This window comes from Flavobacterium sp. EDS (assembly GCF_020991525.1).
Classification (GTDB): Bacteria; Bacteroidota; Bacteroidia; order Flavobacteriales; family Flavobacteriaceae; genus Flavobacterium.
Window position 1 is genome coordinate 1 of the sequence record NZ_JAJMOZ010000064.1, and the last position, 334, is coordinate 334.

Below are 334 nucleotides of genomic sequence, written 5' to 3' on the forward strand. Positions count from 1 at the left end.
CTTTTGAGATTGGTGATATAAAATAGCATGACGTTTTAATAATACTTCAGATGGACTTAATGGTACAGCCATGTCTATTTCATGAATATCCCATTCGTGCCAAGCACCTCGGTATAACCATAACCAGCAATCATCCATATAAGGTTGTGGTTTTAGTTCCTTCATTGCAGCAAAAATGGCATTCAAACATACCTCATGCGTTCCATGCGGATCTGCTAAATCTCCTGCTGCAAATACCTGATGTGGTTTTATTTTTTCGATAATATCTTTTACGATAGCAATATCTTCAAGACCTAACGGATTTTTCTTAATTTGTCCTGTCTCATAAAACGGA

1 pseudogene is annotated in these 334 nt (G+C 36.5%); it reads right to left on the minus strand.

The annotated features are described in order from the left end of the window. Positions 1–334: pseudogene (locus LPB87_RS20695) on the minus strand (glucosamine-6-phosphate deaminase); the annotation flags it as partial.